The following is a 15,618-nucleotide window of genomic DNA, read 5'->3' as shown; positions in this document are numbered from 1 at the left end:
TGCTTAACCGGTTCACGCGGCCTGTTCCAGCCGCTCCTGTCGACAGGAATCTTCCATGCGTTTTTGTAAATTGTTGGTTGTGGGTTGTTTGTCCCTGGTCAGCCTGGCGAGCCATGCCGAAAATCTCAAAGGTCTTTATCAAGTGCGTCAGCCGGTCAGTAGCCAGGCACCGGAAGAGCGTGATCGCGCCACCCAGGCTGCGCTGGACACGCTGGTGCTGCGTCTGACCGGTGACCCGAAGGCCCCGCAGAATCCGGGACTGGCGGCGATTCGCAAGGATCCGCAACAGATCATCAGCCAGTTCGGTTTCGATGCCGGGCCACCGGAAGTGCTGAAAGTCGATTTCGACCCGGCTACCACCGAGCAGGCGCTGCGTCGCGCCGGGCTGGCGTTGTGGGGCGCGAGTCGGCCGTCGATTCTGAGCTGGTGGCTGAACGATTCGGCTGAAGGATCGAGTCTGGTCGGCGACGGTCAGGCCGCTGCAGCACCGCTGCGCAGCGCGGCCCAGCATCGCGGTTTGCCGCTGCGTCTGCCGCTGGCGGACCTGAGTGAGCAACTGGTGGCCACCGCACCGGTGCTGGACGGCACTGACCCCACGCCATTGCGCGGTGCGTCGGAGCGTTACGGCGCGGACGCCTTACTGGCGGTGCATGCCCACGAAGAGGGTGGGCAATGGCAGGCCAAATGGCACCTGTGGCTGGGCGATCAGAAAGAAGCCGGCAGCGTGCAGGGCGCCGATCAGGCCGCGGTGGCTGATGCGGTGATGCTGGCGGTGGCCGAGCGTCTGGCGCCACGCTTTGTTGCCAAGCCTGGGGTGTCGGGGCAGCAGACCCTGGAAGTCCAGGGCATGAATTTTGAGCATTACGCCGCGCTGCTGCGGTTACTCGAACCGTTTGGTGTGCGTCTGCAGAGTGTCGATGGCGATCGCATCGTGTATCGGGTCAACGGCAGTGCCGATCAATTGCGTGCGCAGTTGTCGCTGGCGAAGTTGCAGGAGTTGCCGGCGGAAGCACCGGCGCCGGCAGCACAACCGGCAGTGGCTGGCGCTGCGCCGGTTGCAGCCCCGATCCCGAGCCCTGCGGCCCCGTCGTTGCGGTTTCGCTGGTAAGTCTTTCCTTATATAGAAGCAACAGGAGTGGTACATGGCCGATACGCGGCGTTGGTTCTGGCTCGGTGGGGTAGTCCTGCTTTGCGCGTTTGTCTGGTTGCTGCATCCGATCCTCACGCCGTTTCTGGTGGCGTTGCTGCTGGCGTATCTGTTCGATCCGCTGGTGGATCGCCTGGAGCGCCTGGGTCTGTCGCGTACCTGGGGCGTGATCACCGTGTTTGCGCTGTTCACGTTGATCGTCACGACATTGATGCTGGTGCTGGTGCCGATGCTCGCCAAGCAGTTGCTGCGCTTGTATGAACTGGCGCCGCAAATGCTCGACTGGCTGCAACACACGGCGCTGCCGTGGGCGCAATCGAAACTGGGGCTGTCGGATGGCTTCTGGAAGTTCGACAAGGTCAAGGCTGCAATCAGCGAGCACATGGGCCAGACCACGGATATCGTCGGTGTGGTGCTGAGTCAGGCCACGGCTTCCAGTCTGGCGCTGATCGGCTGGCTGGCGAATCTGGTGCTGATTCCCGTTGTGAGCTTTTACCTGCTGCGCGACTGGGACGTGATGATGGCGAAGATCCGCAGCCTGCTGCCGCGTGATCGGGAACAGACCATTGTCTCGCTGGCCGGTGAATGCCATGAGGTGCTCGGTGCGTTCGTGCGCGGACAATTGCTGGTGATGCTGGCGCTGGGCGTGATCTACGCGGCGGGCCTGATGATTGTCGGTCTGGAGCTGGGGCTGTTGATCGGTCTGATCGCGGGGCTGGCGGCGATCGTGCCGTACATGGGGTTCGTGATCGGCATTGGCGCGGCGTTGATTGCCGGGTTGTTCCAGTTTGGTGGCGACCTGTACCCGATGATCGGCATCGTCGCGGTGTTCATGGTCGGTCAGGCTCTGGAAGGCATGGTGCTGACGCCATTGCTGGTCGGCGACCGGATCGGCCTGCACCCGGTGGCGGTGATCTTTGCGATTCTGGCCGGTGGCGAGCTGTTCGGTTTCACCGGCGTGCTGCTGGCGTTGCCGGTGGCGGCGGTGATCATGGTGTTGGTGCGTCACGTACACGATTTGTATAAAGACTCCGAGATCTACAGCGGGGCGGATGAGCCCGAGCTGTAGCGTCTGGTCGGGCCAGTCCGGTCGTACGCCGGGTTGGCCCGTGTTTTGCGGCGCTTCTGCTCGATGCCGCGTCAGAGAAACTGTCATAAAACCAGTGTGTTAACGCAAACCTTTGATTTTGCTTGGGGTCTGTCGCATTGTGCGCTCAGCTTCACGGGTATAAACTTCGCAAACTTTACACAGAGGCCACTAACGGTTCCTTGGGAACTGTTCAGTCAGCATGAAACCGATTCAGCTGCCCCTAGGTGTGCGTCTGCGTGATGACGCCACCTTCATCAACTACTACCCAGGCGCCAATGCCGCTGCACTCGGCTATGTCGAGCGCCTATGCGAAGCCGACGCCGGCTGGACCGAAAGCCTGATTTATCTGTGGGGCAAGCATGGGGTAGGGCGTACGCATCTGTTGCAGGCAGCATGCCTGCGGTTCGAGCAGATGGGGGAGCCGGCGGTGTACCTGCCGCTCGCCGAGTTGATGGATCGCGGCATCGAGATTCTCGATAACCTTGAACAGTACGAACTGGTCTGTCTCGACGACTTGCAGGTGATTGCCGGCAAGCCGGACTGGGAAGAGGCGATGTTTCATCTGTTCAACCGTCTGCGTGACAGCGGTCGGCGTTTGCTGATTGCTGCTTCTACCTCGCCACGCGAGCTGCCGGTCAAACTGGCCGACCTTAAATCGCGCCTGACCCTGGCGCTGATCTTCCAGATGCGTCCGCTTTCCGATGAAGACAAATTGCGTGCGCTGCAATTGCGCGCATCGCGTCGTGGTCTGCACCTGACCGATGAGGTCGGGCACTTTATTCTGACCCGTGGCACCCGCAGCATGAGCGCATTGTTCGACCTGCTCGAACAGCTGGATCAGGCCTCCTTGCAGGCCCAGCGCAAGCTGACAATTCCGTTTCTGAAAGAGACCCTCGGCTGGTAGCGCAGCCCTTGAGGTACGTGGCTTTCAGGCGCATTCGGCATATTTCAGGCGCCAGAAAACCCGCTTTTCTGCACTGGGTGCAGACCGCGTTTCGATACAAATGGGCTTAAGCGCTTAGATGTAAACAAGAAACCGGGAAGTCACAAAAGGTTCGATTGAATTTGCAAATGAGGCCGATAGCGGGCATAGTCTCGGCTTCTTTACAACTATCAGCCACGGTCGTGCCCATGCTAAATCGCTTCGCACCCCTCGTGCCTCTCGCACTCGTCACCCTGTTGTTCGGTTGCGCTGCTCATTCTCCAGTTCAAGAGCAGCCTCAACAGGTCAAAAATTCCGCCACTGCCCAGTCTTCCGTTATTTACCAGGAAGAGCTGGCCACCGAAAAAGAACTCGCCGATTTCAACGGCAAGAAGCCTTATGAGCTTCCGGTGCTGGCCGACAGCATTCTCGAACGCGGCATGTCGCTGATCGGTACCCGTTACCGTTTCGGTGGTACCTCTGAAGCCGGTTTCGACTGCAGTGGTTTCATCGGTTACCTGTTCCGCGAAGAGGCCGGCATGAACCTGCCGCGCTCGACCCGCGAAATGATCAACGTGGATGCCCCGCTGGTGGCGCGCAGCAATCTTGAGCCGGGCGATCTGTTGTTCTTCGCTACCAATGGTCGTCGCGGCCGTGTCAGTCACGCCGGGATCTACTTGGGTGACAACCAGTTCATTCACTCCAGCAGTCGTCGCAGTGGCGGTGTTCGCATCGACAGCCTGGGTGACAGCTACTGGAGCAAGACCTTTATCGAAGCCAAACGCGCTCTCGCGCTGGCCCCGACCGTGGTCACCGCTCGCAAGTAATTCCCCGTTGTCGCCACGTCCGTGGCGACAAATACGGCTCGGCAACGGAGTAGACCTAGACTTTACAAGGTGAAGTTAAAGTCTTACTTGAAGTTTGTCGTATAGCCGCTAGAATCCTGTATCTATATTGATGGCAAACCGCCTGCGTGCTCCGCAGGCGGTTTTGTTTCTGTCCATTTGGCAGAGAAAGCCGCAGCCAGATCAGGTGTTCTGCTTATGACGATGTCGGCCCGCCTTGTTTTGATCTTCTGCGCAGCGCTGCTCAGCGCCTGCGCCAGCCGGACACCGCCGCCTGCGCCCGTGGTGCGCGCGCCGGTCGTGTTCGGACCTTCCCAGGCATTCTCGCCAGCGGCTGAAGACGTGCTGTTTCGCGCGCTCGGTCTGGTGGGCACGCCTTATCGCTGGGGTGGCAACACGCCAGACTCCGGATTCGATTGCAGCGGCCTGATCGGTTTCGTTTACCGTGATGCGGCGGGTATCAGCCTGCCACGCTCGACGCGCGAGATGATCGTGATGCAGGCGCCCAATGTGGGCAAGGAAGGGCTGCAGACTGGCGACCTGATCTTCTTCGCCACCAATGGCGGCTCGCAGGTCAGTCATGCCGGGATCTACGTCGGCGAAGGGCGTTTCGTGCATGCGCCGGCCACCGGCGGCACGGTGAAGCTGGACAGCCTGTCGAAGGCTTACTGGCAGAAGGCGTATCTGAGTGCCAAGCGGGTGTTGCAACCGGAGCATCTGGCGCGTAACCCGTAATCGCTGAAGATTTAAGTGTGGGAGCGACGGTGCGACGATTCGACTTGCTCGCGAATGCGGTATGCCATTCAACTACGGTGTTGAATGAGCTGACGCTTTCGCGAGCAAGTCGAATCGTCGCACCGTCGCTCCCACATTTGTTATGTGTTGGACGCGGAATTACTTGGCGGACGACACCCGCCACACCTTGTTCCCCACATCATCCGCCACCAGCAAACCGCCTTGCTGATCGATCACCACGCCCACCGGGCGGCCCATGGCGTTTTCATCCTTGTCGAGGAAGCCGGTCAGCACATCCACCGGAGTGCCGTTCGGCTTGCCTGCGGCGAACGGCACGAAAATCACTTTGTAGCCACTGTGCGGTTTGCGGTTCCATGAGCCGTGCTGGCCAATGAACGCGCCTTCCTTGAATTGCGCCGGCAAGCTGTTGCCCTCGGCGAAGGTCAGGCCCAGCGAGGCAGTATGCGGGCCGACGGCATAATCCGGTGCGATGGCCTTGGCCACCAGGTCGAGGTTTTGCGGTTTCACCCGCACATCGACGTGCTGGCCGTAATAGCTGAAGGGCCAGCCATAGAAGCCGCCGTCCTTGACCGACGTGATGTAGTCCGGCACCAGGTCGCTGCCGATCTCGTCACGCTCATTGACCGCCGTCCACAGCGCGCCCGTGGTCGGCTCCCACGCCAGACCGTTGGGGTTGCGGATGCCCGAGGCGAAGATCCGGTGATTGCCGGTCGCCCGGTCCACTTCCCAGATCGCCGCGCGACCTTCTTCTTTGTCCAGACCGTTTTCGCCGACGTTGCTGTTTGAACCGACGGTGACGTACAGCTTGCTGCCGTCCTTGCTGGCGATGACGTTCTTGGTCCAATGGTGATTCAGTGTGCCACCCGGCAAGTCGGTGACTTTGATCGGCTGGGTCTTGATCTCGGTCGCACCCGGTTCGTAATGAAAGCGCAGCAGTCGATCGGTATCGGCGACATACAGATCGTTGCCGACCAAGGTCATGCCGAATGGCGAGTTGAGGTTCTGCAGGAACACCGTGCGCGTCTCGGCCACGCCATCGTGATCGGCATCGCGCAGCAGGGTAATGCGATTCGGGCTCGGTACGCCGGCGCCGGCCTTGCCCATGACTTTCTTCATTACCCAGCCACGCACGCCGCTGCTGTCGTCGGGCTTGGGCGGTGCGTTGGTTTCTGCCACCAGCACGTCACCGTTGGGCAACACGTAGAGCCAGCGCGGGTGATCGAGGTCTTCGGCAAACGCGGCCACTTGCGTGCCGGCTGCTGCGGTCGGTTTGCCGCCGGCCGGCCAGCCAACCGCCGGGGCGATGTTAACGGTCGGGATCAGGGTCTTGTTCGGCTCGGGCAGTTTCGGGGCCGGGCCGGTACCGTCGGAGACTTGCAGGCTGGAGGATTCACCGCAGGCGGTGAGCCCTCCGGCGAGGGCGATGACGAGAGCGAGTCGGGTTTTGCGCATTACTGATCTTCCCTATGAATGCATTCCTAATCATAGAGGAGCCTGCGCACCCGATGGTTCAACCGCTCAGCCGCGGGCCTCTTTGAACAGCACGGCGATCCCGGGGTGATAGTTGCCCGCTTCGCTGCGCAATTTGCGGTAGGCGTAGGGGAAATACCAGGCGACGGCGCAGGTGTGTTCCTTCTGCAGGTCGTCGACCATGTCCTGCAACTCTTCCGGGCTGGCGCTGTGCTGGGCCCTTTGCGGGGCGACGAACAGGCAGCCGAGCCTGATGTCGCTGGCGAAACTGATGCGTTTCGCCTCGCTGGTGATGTCCTGCAGTGCCTGGGTCAGATTCAGGTTGTTGACTCGCGGCCAGCGCTGGGTCGCCTGCAGGTAGGCGCGGTCTTCGGCTCCGGCGATAAACAGATCGGCGCGGGCATTGCGTTCGCCGTCCTCGTTCTGCTTGCGCGTGGCCGTGTCGCTCAGCGTGACCAGCTCAGCCATCCAGGCGGCAGCGGAGAGCAATCCGAGATTGGCTTTCTCGTCATGCCAGTAAGGGGGCTCGTTGTCGCCGCGCACCGCGTTGTAGCGATCGATACAGTCAAACCAGCGTTCAAGCATCGGGCGCATGAATTCCAGGCGCGGGTTGCTGATGATCATGCCTTGCATCGTCATCATCCTTATTGTTGTGAGTGCTTTTTCAGTCAAAAGCATGGCTCTTTGATATCACTTGTCTCAGCATGGCACAAGATTGGCGTCAGATAATTGATCGGCGGCAGTTATTCGCTCGACGGCCCCCTCTTTAATTGACGCTCCACCCCCAACCCTCTAACCTTCGCGGCTTGTTTCAGGTGCTCTGTGACGGGTGTCGACAGAGTGAAACAGGGAAGCCGGTGAGGGTTGTCTTCAGACGAAGAGCGATCACACGATCCCGGCGCTGCCCCCGCAACGGTAAATGAGTAAAAGCTGCGCCTTGAGCCACTGCCTCGACAGAAGCGGGAAGGCGCGCAGCCAGGCGATGCGCCGCTCATGAGCCCGGAGACCGGCCTGATCCATCCAGCGGCATCACGGTGGGCGATGCCAGGCTTTTTGCCGTCTATTCTTGTGCCTGCCCGCCGTTATTCAGCCTCAACGGAGAGCTCCCCCATGACCGATTCCCCCGAGCGCGACGCACGCCATCTGGCGCGCATGCAGCGCAAAAAAGCCGTGATCGACGAACGCATCGCCAATTCGCCCGACGAGTGCGGTCTGGTGCTGGTGCTGACCGGCAACGGCAAGGGCAAAAGCAGCTCGGCGTTCGGCATGCTCGCCCGCGCCATGGGCCACGGCATGCAGTGCGGCGTGGTGCAATTCATCAAGGGCCGCAACAGCACCGGCGAAGAGCTGTTCTTCCGCCGCTTCCCCGAGCAAGTGCGCTTCCACGTGATGGGCGAGGGCTTCACCTGGGAGACCCAGGACCGCCAGCGCGACATCGCCGCCGCCGAAGCGGCGTGGGCCGTGTCCCGTGAACTGTTGCGCGATCCGTCGATTGGCCTGGTGGTGCTGGATGAGCTGAACATTGCGCTCAAGCACGGCTACCTCGATCTGGATCAGGTACTCAGTGATCTGCAGGCGCGTCCGCCGATGCAGCACGTGATCGTCACCGGTCGCGGAGCCAAGCCGGAAATGATCGAGATGGGCGACACCGTGACCGAAATGGGCATGCTCAAGCACGCCTTCCAGGCCGGGATCAAAGCGCAGAAAGGCGTCGAACTTTGAATCAACCACGTCACTGCCCGGCGGTGTTGATCGCCGCGCCGGCCTCCGGTCAGGGCAAGACCACCGTTACCGCCGCCCTCGCGCGCCTGCATCGCAATCAGGGGCGCAAGGTGCGCGTGTTCAAATGCGGCCCGGACTTTCTCGATCCGATGATTCTCGAGCGCGCCAGCGGTGCGCCGGTGTATCAACTGGACATGTGGATGGTCGGCGAGCAGGAAAGTCGGCGCCTTTTATGGGAAGCCGCCGGCGAAGCCGATCTCATCCTGATCGAAGGTGTGATGGGCCTGTTCGATGGCACCCCGTCGAGCGCCGATCTGGCGCGGCATTTTGGCGTGCCGGTGCTCGGGGTGATCGACGGCACCGCCATGGCCCAGACCTTTGGCGCCCTGGCGCTGGGACTGGCGCGCTATCAGCCGGACCTGCCGTTCGCTGGCGTGCTGGCCAACCGCGTCGGCACATTGCGCCACGCGCAATTGCTCGAGGGCAGCCTCACTGAAGGCTTGCGCTGGTACGGCGCGCTGTCCCGCGAGACCGGGATCGAACTGCCGAGCCGCCACCTCGGTCTGGTGCAGGCCAGCGAACTGAATGATCTGGACCTGCGCCTCGACGCCGCTGCCGAAGCGTTGGCCAGCAGTTGCGAGGTCGCGCTGCCGCCGGCCGTGGAGTTTGCCGCGCCCACGGTGATCGACGCCGAACCGCTGCTCGAAGGCGTGCGCATTGCCGTAGCCCGCGATGAAGCCTTTGCCTTTACCTACGGCGCCAGTCTCGACCTGCTGCGAGCGATGGGCGCCGAGTTGAGCTTCTTCTCGCCAATCCGCGATACCCGATTGCCCGAGGCTGACAGTCTGTATCTGCCCGGCGGCTACCCGGAATTGCACCATGTCGCGCTGGCGCAAAACACCGCGATGCTCGCGGCGATTCGCGCGCACCACGCCGCCGGCAAACCGCTGCTCGCCGAGTGTGGCGGCATGCTCTATCTGCTCGACGCGTTGACCGATGTCGAAGGCACCCGCGCCGAACTGGTCGGGCTACTGCGCGGCGAGGCGGTGATGCAAAAACGTCTGGCGGCGCTTGCGCTGCAGGTGGTGGATCTGCCGGAAGGCTCACTGCGCGGCCACACCTATCACCACTCGCTGACCAGCACCGAACTGACGCCGATTGCCCGGGGCCTGAGCCCGAATGGCGGACGCGGCGCGGAGGCGGTGTATCGCGAGGGGCGGATGACCGCTTCGTACGTGCACTTTTATTTTCCGTCGAATCCGGGGGCGATTGCTGCGTTGTTTGCGCCAGACCTCAAGGCCGCCATCGCTGGCAAGCCAGCTCCCACAGTGGGCGGTGATTTGCCTGAAGAAATGCATTCCCCTGTGGGAGCTGGCTTGCCAGCGATGGGGCCATGACCGACAACGCCTATTCTGAAGCCGAGCGCGCAGCGGTCTATAAAGCCATCGCCGAACGCCGCGACATGCGCCACTTCACCGGCGGCACGCTCGAGCCTGAACTGCTGCGCCGTCTGCTCGAAGCCGCGCACCAGGCACCCAGCGTCGGCCTGATGCAACCGTGGCGCTTCATCCGTATCAGCGATCGCAAGTTGCGCGGGCAGATCCAGAACCTCGTCGAAGCCGAACGCATCCGCACCGCCGAAGCCCTTGGCGAGCGCAGTGACGAGTTCATGAAGCTCAAGGTCGAAGGCATCAACGACTGCGCCGAAGTGCTGGTCGCGGCGCTGATGGACGATCGGGAAAAGCACATCTTCGGTCGCCGCACATTGCCGGAAATGGACATGGCGTCGTTATCCTGCGCGATCCAGAACCTGTGGCTGGCATCACGCGCCGAAGGGCTGGGCATGGGCTGGGTCTCGCTGTTCGAACCGCAAGCTCTTGCCGATCTGCTGCAATTGCCGGCCGGGGCCAAGCCGTTGGCGGTGTTGTGCCTGGGCCCGGTCAAGGAATTCTATCCGGCGCCGATGCTGGTCCTCGAAGGGTGGGCGCAGGCGCGTCCGCTCCATGAGTTGCTGTATGAAAATTATTGGGGAGTGAGGCAATGAGTGTGGCGTTGTTGAGTGTCGCCGCGGTCGCGCTGGATGCGCTGCTGGGTGAACCGAAACGCTGGCATCCGCTGGTGGCCTTCGGCAATTTTGCCGGGCGCATCGAGCAACGTTTCAATGCGGGTGGGCGCGGCTGGCGCAGTCACGGGGTCACCGCGTGGGTGATCGCGGTGCTGCCGCTGACGCTGCTCGCCACCGCGTTTTCCTGGGCGCCTTACGTCGGCTGGATCGTCGAGATTCTTGCGTTGTATTGCGCGCTCGGCATGCGCAGTCTTGGCGAACACGTCGAACCGGTGGCCAAAGCCCTGCGCAGTGATGATCTGGAAGAGGCGCGTAAACGCGTCGGTTATCTGGTCAGTCGCCAGACCAGCGAACTGGACAGCACTGCGGTCGCGCGCGCCGCTACCGAATCGGTGCTGGAGAACGGCAGTGATGCGGTGTTCGCCGCACTGTTCTGGTTTGTCGTCGCCGGTGCGCCGGGGGTGGTGCTCTATCGTTTGAGCAACACGCTTGATGCGATGTGGGGTTATCGCAATGAACGCTTCGAACGGTTCGGCTGGTGCGCGGCAAAAATCGACGACGTACTCAATTACATTCCGGCACGGCTGGTGGCGCTGACCTACGCGCTGCTGGGCAACACCCGGCTGGCGTGGAAATGCTGGCGCAGTCAGGCGCCGAAATGGGACAGCCCCAACGCCGGTCCGGTGATGGCGGCCGGCGCCGGTGCGTTGAACGTTGAACTGGGCGGTCCGGCGATCTATCACGGCGAACTGCACGAGCGCCCGCAATTGGGCGAGGGCGCGCCGGCGGATGCCGATTCGATTGATCGCGGCTGGCAATTGGTCCAGCGCGGGGTATGGTTATGGCTGCTGATTCTCTGCGTGGGGGCTGAATTCTATGCTTGAACACGGTGGCCGGCTGCGCAAGGCCGCACGCGATTACGGCATCGCCGAGGCCGACTGGCTCGACCTGTCCAGCGGCCTCGCGCCGTGGCCGTTTGCAGTGCCGGAGATTCCGTTGCGCGCCTGGGCACGCTTGCCGGAAACCGACGACGGCCTGGAGCAGGCAGCCTGCGAATGCTACGGCGCGCCGCAGGTGCTGCCGGTGGCCGGTTCGCAGATGGCGATCCAGTTGCTGCCGCGTCTGCGCCGGGCGGGCAAGGTCGGCGTGCTGTCGCCGTGTTATGCCGAGCACGCTGAAGCCTGGCGCCGCAGCGGTTACATCGTGCGCGAAGTGCTGGAGCAGGAAGTCGATTTCTTTCTCGACAGCCTCGATGTGCTGGTGGTGGTCAATCCGAACAATCCAACCGGCCTGAGTCTGACCCCGGCGCGCCTGCTCGACTGGCACGCGCGACTGGCCCAGCGCGGTGGCTGGCTGGTGGTCGATGAAGCGTTCATGGACAACACGCCGCAATTGAGTCTGGCGTCGTACACCCATCTGGTCGGCCTGATCGTGTTGCGCTCGTTCGGCAAGTTCTTCGGCCTGGCCGGCGTACGGCTGGGCTTTGTCCTGGCCGAGCGCAAACTGCTCAAGTTGCTCGCCGAGCAGGTCGGGCCATGGGCAGTCAGCGGCCCGACCCGGGTGCTTGGACAAGCCTGCCTGCAGGACACCGAGGCGCAGACCCGGCAACGTATTCGCAGTGACGAGGCCAGCGAACGCCTGGCGCGGCTGCTCGAACGTTACGGCCTGAAACCGCAGGGCGGTTGCGCGCTGTTCCAGTGGCTGATCACCGAGCACGCGCCTGCGCTGCACGAATTCATGGCCCGACGCGGCATCCTCCTGCGCCTCTTCAGCTACAACAGCAGTCTGCGTTTCGGCCTGCCGGCCAACGCCGCTGAAGAAGCGCGCCTCGAACAGGCGCTGCAAGCCTTTGCCAAGGAATTGAAATGACCACCCTGATGGTGCAGGGCACCACGTCCGATGCCGGGAAAAGCACGCTGGTGACGGCGCTCTGCCGCTGGGCCGCCCGTCAGGGTGTGGCGGTGGTGCCGTTCAAGCCGCAGAACATGGCGCTCAACAGCGCGGTGACGGCCGACGGCGGCGAGATCGGCCGGGCGCAGGCGGTGCAGGCACAAGCCGCGCATCTGCAACCGCACACCGACATGAACCCGGTGCTGCTCAAACCCAACAGCGACACCGGCGCGCAGGTGATCATCCATGGCCGTGCCGTCACCAGCATGAATGCCGTGGCCTATCACGACTACAAAGCCATCGCCATGCAAGCGGTGCTGGCGTCGCACCAGCGGCTCAGCGCGGCGTATTCGCTGGTGATGGTCGAGGGCGCAGGCTCGCCGGCGGAGATCAATCTGCGCGCCGGCGATATCGCCAACATGGGCTTTGCCGAAGCGGTGGATTGCCCGGTGCTGCTGATCGCCGACATCAATCGCGGCGGGGTGTTTGCGCATCTGGTCGGCACCCTGGAACTGCTGGCGCCGAGTGAGCAGGCGCGGGTCAAAGGCTTCATCATCAACCGTTTTCGTGGCGACATCGCCTTGCTGCAACCGGGCCTCGACTGGCTGGAGCAGCGCACCGGCAAACCGGTGGTGGGCGTGCTGCCGTATGTGCTGGATCTGCATCTGGAGGCCGAGGACGGCATCGACCAGCGTCAGACCGACAAGGCCGAGCAAGTGCTGAAAGTGCTGGTGCCGGTGCTGCCGCGCATCAGCAACCACACCGACTTCGATCCGCTGCGTTTGCATCCGCAGGTTGACCTGCAATTCATCGGCCCGGGGCAAGCGATTCCAGCCGCCGACCTGATCATTTTGCCCGGCTCGAAAAGCGTGCGCAGCGACCTGGCGTATCTGCGCGCCAACGGCTGGGAAACGGCCATCAACCGGCATCTGCGTTACGGCGGCAAGTTGCTGGGGATCTGCGGCGGTCTGCAAATGCTCGGCGAGCAGGTGCATGACCCGCTGGGTCTGGAAGGTGCGCCGGGTTCGAGTGTCGGTCTGGGCTTGTTGGCGTTGGAAACCACGCTCGAAGCCGAAAAGCAATTGCGCAACGTGCGCGGGCATCTGGCGCTGGAAGAGGCCGAGGTCAGCGGGTATGAAATTCATGCCGGGGCGACGTCTGGTCCGGCGCTGGAAAACGCCGCGGTGCATCTGGATGACGGCCGTTGCGATGGCGCGCAGAGTCTGGACGGGCAGGTGTTCGGCACCTACCTGCACGGCCTGTTCGAATCGCCGCAAGCCAGCGCCACGTTGCTGCGCTGGGCCGGGTTGAACGATGTGCAGGACGTCGATTACCACGGCTTGCGCGAGCGTGATATCGAGCGGTTGGCGGATTTGGTGGAGAAGCATCTGGATACCGGTTTACTGCGTCAGTTCTGTGGGATTTAGGTTGCCTGTACTGACCTCATCGCGGGCAAGCCCGCTCCCACAGGGAAGTGAGGTGTTTGAACCACCGCGATTACTGTGGGAGCGGGCTTGCCCGCGATGAGGCCGGTCGCCCCGATACATAACTTTCAGGATGTCCCATGCTCCAACTGATCCTCGGCGGCGCCCGCTCCGGCAAAAGTCGCCTCGCGGAAAAACTCGCCAGCGACAGCCATCTGCCGGTCACCTACATCGCCACCAGCCAGCCGCTGGACGGCGAAATGAATGAGCGCGTCGCCCATCACCGCGCCCGGCGTCCGGCCGAATGGGCGCTGATCGAAGAGCCACTGGAACTGGCCCGCGTCCTGGCGGAAAACGCCAGCGCCGAGCGTTGCCTGCTGGTGGATTGCCTGACCCTGTGGCTGACCAATCTGCTGATGCTCGATGACGCCGAGCGTCTCGCCGCTGAGCGCGAAGCCCTGCTCGACTGCCTGGCGTCATTGCCGGGGCAGATCATTTTTGTCAGCAACGAGACCGGAATGGGTGTCGTGCCGCTGGGCGAATTGACTCGCCGCTACGTCGATGAAGCCGGTTGGCTGCATCAAGCTCTGGCTGAGCGCTGTCAGCGTGTCGTCCTGACCGTCGCCGGCCTGCCCCTGACCCTGAAAGGACCTGCGTTATGACCCAAGCGTGGTGGTTGAACCCGTGCCAATCGGTGAATACCGAGATCGTTGAACAAGCGGCGGCGCGCCAGCAGCAACTGACCAAGCCGGCCGGCTCCCTCGGTCGCCTCGAAAGCGTGGCGGTGCAACTGGCCGGATTGCAGGGGCAGATCAAACCGACGCTGCAGCAGGTGTGGATCACGATTTTTGCTGGCGATCACGGCGTGGTCGCGGAAGGCGTTTCGGCGTTCCCGCAGGAAGTCACCGGGCAGATGCTGCTCAACTTCGTCAGCGGTGGCGCGGCGATCAGCGTGCTGGCACGGCAGCTCGATGCGCAACTGGAAGTGGTCGATCTGGGCACCGTGACGCCTTCGTTGAATCTGCCGGGCGTGCTGCACCTGAATGTCGGCCCGGGCACGGCGAATTTCGCCAAAGGCGCGGCGATGACTCCAGCGCAGGGCGCGCTCGCCTTGCAGGCCGGTCGCGACAGCGTGCTGCGCGCCAAAGCGGCGGGTGCACAGTTGTTTATCGGTGGCGAGATGGGCATCGGCAATACCACCGCCGCCAGTGCACTGGCCTGCGCCTTGCTCGACTGCCCGGTGGCGCATCTGACCGGTCCCGGTACCGGGTTGAATGCCGAGGGCATCAGCCATAAAGCGCAAGTGATCGAACGCGCGCTGGCGCTGCACGCGGCGCAGCGTGGCGACGCGTTGCAAACCCTGTTCAACCTCGGCGGTTTTGAAATTGCTGCGCTGGTCGGCGCGTATCTGGCCTGTGCTCAGGAAGGCGTGGCGGTGCTGGTTGACGGTTTTATTTGTACAGTCGCCGCACTGGTTGCGGTGCGGCTGAACCCGGCTTGCCGCGACTGGCTGCTGTTCGGCCATCGGGGTGCCGAGCCGGGTCATCGCCATGTGCTCGAAGCGCTCAGCGCCGAACCATTGCTGGAACTTGGTCTGCGTCTGGGTGAGGGCAGCGGGGCGGCGTTGGCCGTGCCGCTGTTGCGCCTGGCCTGCGACCTGCACGGGCAGATGGCGACGTTCGCCGAAGCGGCGGTGGCGGATCGTCCGGCATGACTTTGCGTCTGGACCTGCTGCGCCACGGTGAGACGGAACTGGGCGGCGGTTTGCGCGGCAGTCTCGATGATGCGCTGACTGAAAAGGGTTGGGCGCAGATGCGTGCGGCGGTGGTTGGAGGCGGGCCGTGGGATCGCCTGGTCAGCTCGCCGCTGCAGCGTTGCGCGCGGTTTGCTGCAGAGCTGGGCGAGCAACTGAATCTCCCGGTGCATCTGGACAAGGCTCTGCAGGAGCTGCATTTCGGGGCTTGGGAAGGGCAGAGCGCTGCGGCGTTGATGGCGACCGACGCCGAGGCGTTGGGGCGGTTCTGGGCTGATCCCTACGCCTTCACGCCGCCGCAGGGTGAGCCGGTCAGCGAGTTTGCGTCGCGGGTGCTGGGCGCGGTGGCGCGGTTGCATCAGGCTTACGCTGGCGAGCGCGTGTTGCTGATCAGTCACGGCGGGGTGATGCGTCTGTTGCTGGCGCAGGCGCGTGGCTTGCCGCGTGAGCAATTGCTCAACGTCGAAGTCGCGCATGCTGCACTGTTTGCCCTGACCGTTGACGCCGATGGTTCGCTCAAGGAAGGTCACTGAG

General features: G+C 63.0%; 16 protein-coding genes and 1 riboswitch. Of the genes, 14 read left to right on the top strand and 2 right to left on the bottom strand.

Annotated features, from left to right (window positions below; translation table 11 throughout):
• The first annotated feature begins 55 nt into the window (after positions 1–55).
• The 5 genes from ACXR0M_RS21640 (at position 56) to ACXR0M_RS21620 (ending at position 4,739) form a co-directional block, all read left to right on the top strand.
• A complete protein-coding gene (locus ACXR0M_RS21640; RefSeq protein WP_458833779.1) occupies positions 56–1,108 on the top strand; it encodes a DUF2066 domain-containing protein in 1,053 nt (350 codons plus the stop codon).
• A 34-nt stretch (positions 1,109–1,142) separates the two neighbouring features.
• Positions 1,143–2,216, top strand: a complete 1,074-nt coding sequence (locus ACXR0M_RS21635) for an AI-2E family transporter (protein WP_458833778.1) — start codon at positions 1,143–1,145, stop codon at positions 2,214–2,216.
• 220 nt (positions 2,217–2,436) lie between these two features.
• Positions 2,437–3,141: a DnaA regulatory inactivator Hda gene (gene hda / locus ACXR0M_RS21630; protein WP_025111852.1), complete on the top strand. Its 705-nt coding sequence runs from the start codon at positions 2,437–2,439 to the stop codon at positions 3,139–3,141.
• 227 nt (positions 3,142–3,368) lie between these two features.
• The gene (locus ACXR0M_RS21625; protein WP_458833777.1) at positions 3,369–3,986 is read left to right on the top strand and encodes a C40 family peptidase; all 618 of its coding nucleotides are present in this window, start codon (positions 3,369–3,371) and stop codon (positions 3,984–3,986) included.
• A 216-nt stretch (positions 3,987–4,202) separates the two neighbouring features.
• Positions 4,203–4,739: a C40 family peptidase gene (locus ACXR0M_RS21620; protein WP_458833776.1), complete on the top strand. Its 537-nt coding sequence runs from the start codon at positions 4,203–4,205 to the stop codon at positions 4,737–4,739.
• A gap of 159 nt (positions 4,740–4,898) precedes the next feature.
• On the opposite strand, the gene ACXR0M_RS21615 is transcribed toward ACXR0M_RS21620, so the two are convergent.
• Entirely contained in the window at positions 4,899–6,212 is a 1,314-nt protein-coding gene (locus ACXR0M_RS21615; RefSeq protein WP_458833775.1) for a PQQ-dependent sugar dehydrogenase, read from the bottom strand.
• Positions 6,213–6,278: 66 nt separating this feature from the next.
• Positions 6,279–6,863, bottom strand: a complete 585-nt coding sequence (locus ACXR0M_RS21610) for a hypothetical protein (RefSeq protein ID WP_458833774.1) — start codon at positions 6,861–6,863, stop codon at positions 6,279–6,281.
• 163 nt (positions 6,864–7,026) lie between these two features.
• A riboswitch (cobalamin riboswitch) is annotated at positions 7,027–7,259 on the top strand.
• An 81-nt stretch (positions 7,260–7,340) separates the two neighbouring features.
• Between ACXR0M_RS21610 and cobO the strand changes: the two genes are divergently transcribed.
• The 9 genes from cobO (at position 7,341) to cobC (ending at position 15,617) form a co-directional block, all read left to right on the top strand.
• Positions 7,341–7,952 (top strand): cob(I)yrinic acid a,c-diamide adenosyltransferase, encoded by a 612-nt coding sequence (cobO, locus tag ACXR0M_RS21605; RefSeq protein ID WP_458833773.1) that lies wholly within the window; start codon positions 7,341–7,343, stop codon positions 7,950–7,952.
• Entirely contained in the window at positions 7,949–9,349 is a 1,401-nt protein-coding gene (locus tag ACXR0M_RS21600; protein WP_458833772.1) for a cobyrinate a,c-diamide synthase, read from the top strand. The genes cobO and ACXR0M_RS21600 overlap by 4 nt, the downstream gene beginning before the upstream one ends.
• Complete coding sequence (bluB, locus tag ACXR0M_RS21595) at positions 9,346–9,996, top strand: 5,6-dimethylbenzimidazole synthase (RefSeq protein WP_458833771.1); 651 nt, start codon at positions 9,346–9,348, stop codon at positions 9,994–9,996. The genes ACXR0M_RS21600 and bluB overlap by 4 nt, the downstream gene beginning before the upstream one ends.
• A complete protein-coding gene (gene cbiB / locus ACXR0M_RS21590) occupies positions 9,993–10,901 on the top strand; it encodes an adenosylcobinamide-phosphate synthase CbiB (RefSeq protein WP_458833770.1) in 909 nt (302 codons plus the stop codon). Before bluB ends, cbiB begins: the two co-directional genes overlap by 4 nt.
• A complete protein-coding gene (gene cobD, locus ACXR0M_RS21585; RefSeq protein ID WP_458833769.1) occupies positions 10,894–11,886 on the top strand; it encodes a threonine-phosphate decarboxylase CobD in 993 nt (330 codons plus the stop codon). Before cbiB ends, cobD begins: the two co-directional genes overlap by 8 nt.
• Positions 11,883–13,334 carry a cobyric acid synthase gene (locus tag ACXR0M_RS21580; protein WP_458833768.1) on the top strand — a complete coding sequence of 484 codons (1,452 nt, stop codon included), beginning with the start codon at positions 11,883–11,885 and terminating at the stop codon, positions 13,332–13,334. The genes cobD and ACXR0M_RS21580 overlap by 4 nt, the downstream gene beginning before the upstream one ends.
• A gap of 137 nt (positions 13,335–13,471) precedes the next feature.
• Positions 13,472–13,993 (top strand): bifunctional adenosylcobinamide kinase/adenosylcobinamide-phosphate guanylyltransferase, encoded by a 522-nt coding sequence (gene cobU, locus ACXR0M_RS21575; RefSeq protein WP_458833767.1) that lies wholly within the window; start codon positions 13,472–13,474, stop codon positions 13,991–13,993.
• Positions 13,990–15,045 carry a nicotinate-nucleotide--dimethylbenzimidazole phosphoribosyltransferase gene (gene cobT, locus ACXR0M_RS21570; RefSeq protein ID WP_458833766.1) on the top strand — a complete coding sequence of 352 codons (1,056 nt, stop codon included), beginning with the start codon at positions 13,990–13,992 and terminating at the stop codon, positions 15,043–15,045. Before cobU ends, cobT begins: the two co-directional genes overlap by 4 nt.
• Complete coding sequence (gene cobC, locus ACXR0M_RS21565; protein WP_458833765.1) at positions 15,042–15,617, top strand: alpha-ribazole phosphatase family protein; 576 nt, start codon at positions 15,042–15,044, stop codon at positions 15,615–15,617. The genes cobT and cobC overlap by 4 nt, the downstream gene beginning before the upstream one ends.
• Position 15,618: the final 1 nt, after the last annotated feature.

It is taken from the genome of Pseudomonas sp. Eth.TT006 (genome assembly GCF_054456575.1).
This window is presented reverse-complemented; position numbering and strand designations above follow the sequence as displayed.

What these genes read in the sequence shown, in the direction of transcription:
- ACXR0M_RS21625 (WP_458833777.1), top strand. Translation starts at nt 3,369, where the DNA reads ATGCTAAATCGCTTCGCACCCCTCGTGCCTCTCGCACTCGTCACCCTG.
- hda (WP_025111852.1), top strand. Translation starts at nt 2,437, where the DNA reads ATGAAACCGATTCAGCTGCCCCTAGGTGTGCGTCTGCGTGATGACGCC.
- ACXR0M_RS21580 (WP_458833768.1), top strand. Translation starts at nt 11,883, where the DNA reads ATGACCACCCTGATGGTGCAGGGCACCACGTCCGATGCCGGGAAAAGC.
- cobC (WP_458833765.1), top strand. Translation starts at nt 15,042, where the DNA reads ATGACTTTGCGTCTGGACCTGCTGCGCCACGGTGAGACGGAACTGGGC.
- ACXR0M_RS21620 (WP_458833776.1), top strand. Translation starts at nt 4,203, where the DNA reads ATGACGATGTCGGCCCGCCTTGTTTTGATCTTCTGCGCAGCGCTGCTC.
- ACXR0M_RS21615 (WP_458833775.1), bottom strand. Translation starts at nt 6,212, where the DNA reads ATGCGCAAAACCCGACTCGCTCTCGTCATCGCCCTCGCCGGAGGGCTC.
- cobT (WP_458833766.1), top strand. Translation starts at nt 13,990, where the DNA reads ATGACCCAAGCGTGGTGGTTGAACCCGTGCCAATCGGTGAATACCGAG.
- cobU (WP_458833767.1), top strand. Translation starts at nt 13,472, where the DNA reads ATGCTCCAACTGATCCTCGGCGGCGCCCGCTCCGGCAAAAGTCGCCTC.
- bluB (WP_458833771.1), top strand. Translation starts at nt 9,346, where the DNA reads ATGACCGACAACGCCTATTCTGAAGCCGAGCGCGCAGCGGTCTATAAA.
- ACXR0M_RS21610 (WP_458833774.1), bottom strand. Translation starts at nt 6,863, where the DNA reads ATGCAAGGCATGATCATCAGCAACCCGCGCCTGGAATTCATGCGCCCG.
- ACXR0M_RS21635 (WP_458833778.1), top strand. Translation starts at nt 1,143, where the DNA reads ATGGCCGATACGCGGCGTTGGTTCTGGCTCGGTGGGGTAGTCCTGCTT.
- cobD (WP_458833769.1), top strand. Translation starts at nt 10,894, where the DNA reads ATGCTTGAACACGGTGGCCGGCTGCGCAAGGCCGCACGCGATTACGGC.
- cbiB (WP_458833770.1), top strand. Translation starts at nt 9,993, where the DNA reads ATGAGTGTGGCGTTGTTGAGTGTCGCCGCGGTCGCGCTGGATGCGCTG.
- ACXR0M_RS21640 (WP_458833779.1), top strand. Translation starts at nt 56, where the DNA reads ATGCGTTTTTGTAAATTGTTGGTTGTGGGTTGTTTGTCCCTGGTCAGC.
- cobO (WP_458833773.1), top strand. Translation starts at nt 7,341, where the DNA reads ATGACCGATTCCCCCGAGCGCGACGCACGCCATCTGGCGCGCATGCAG.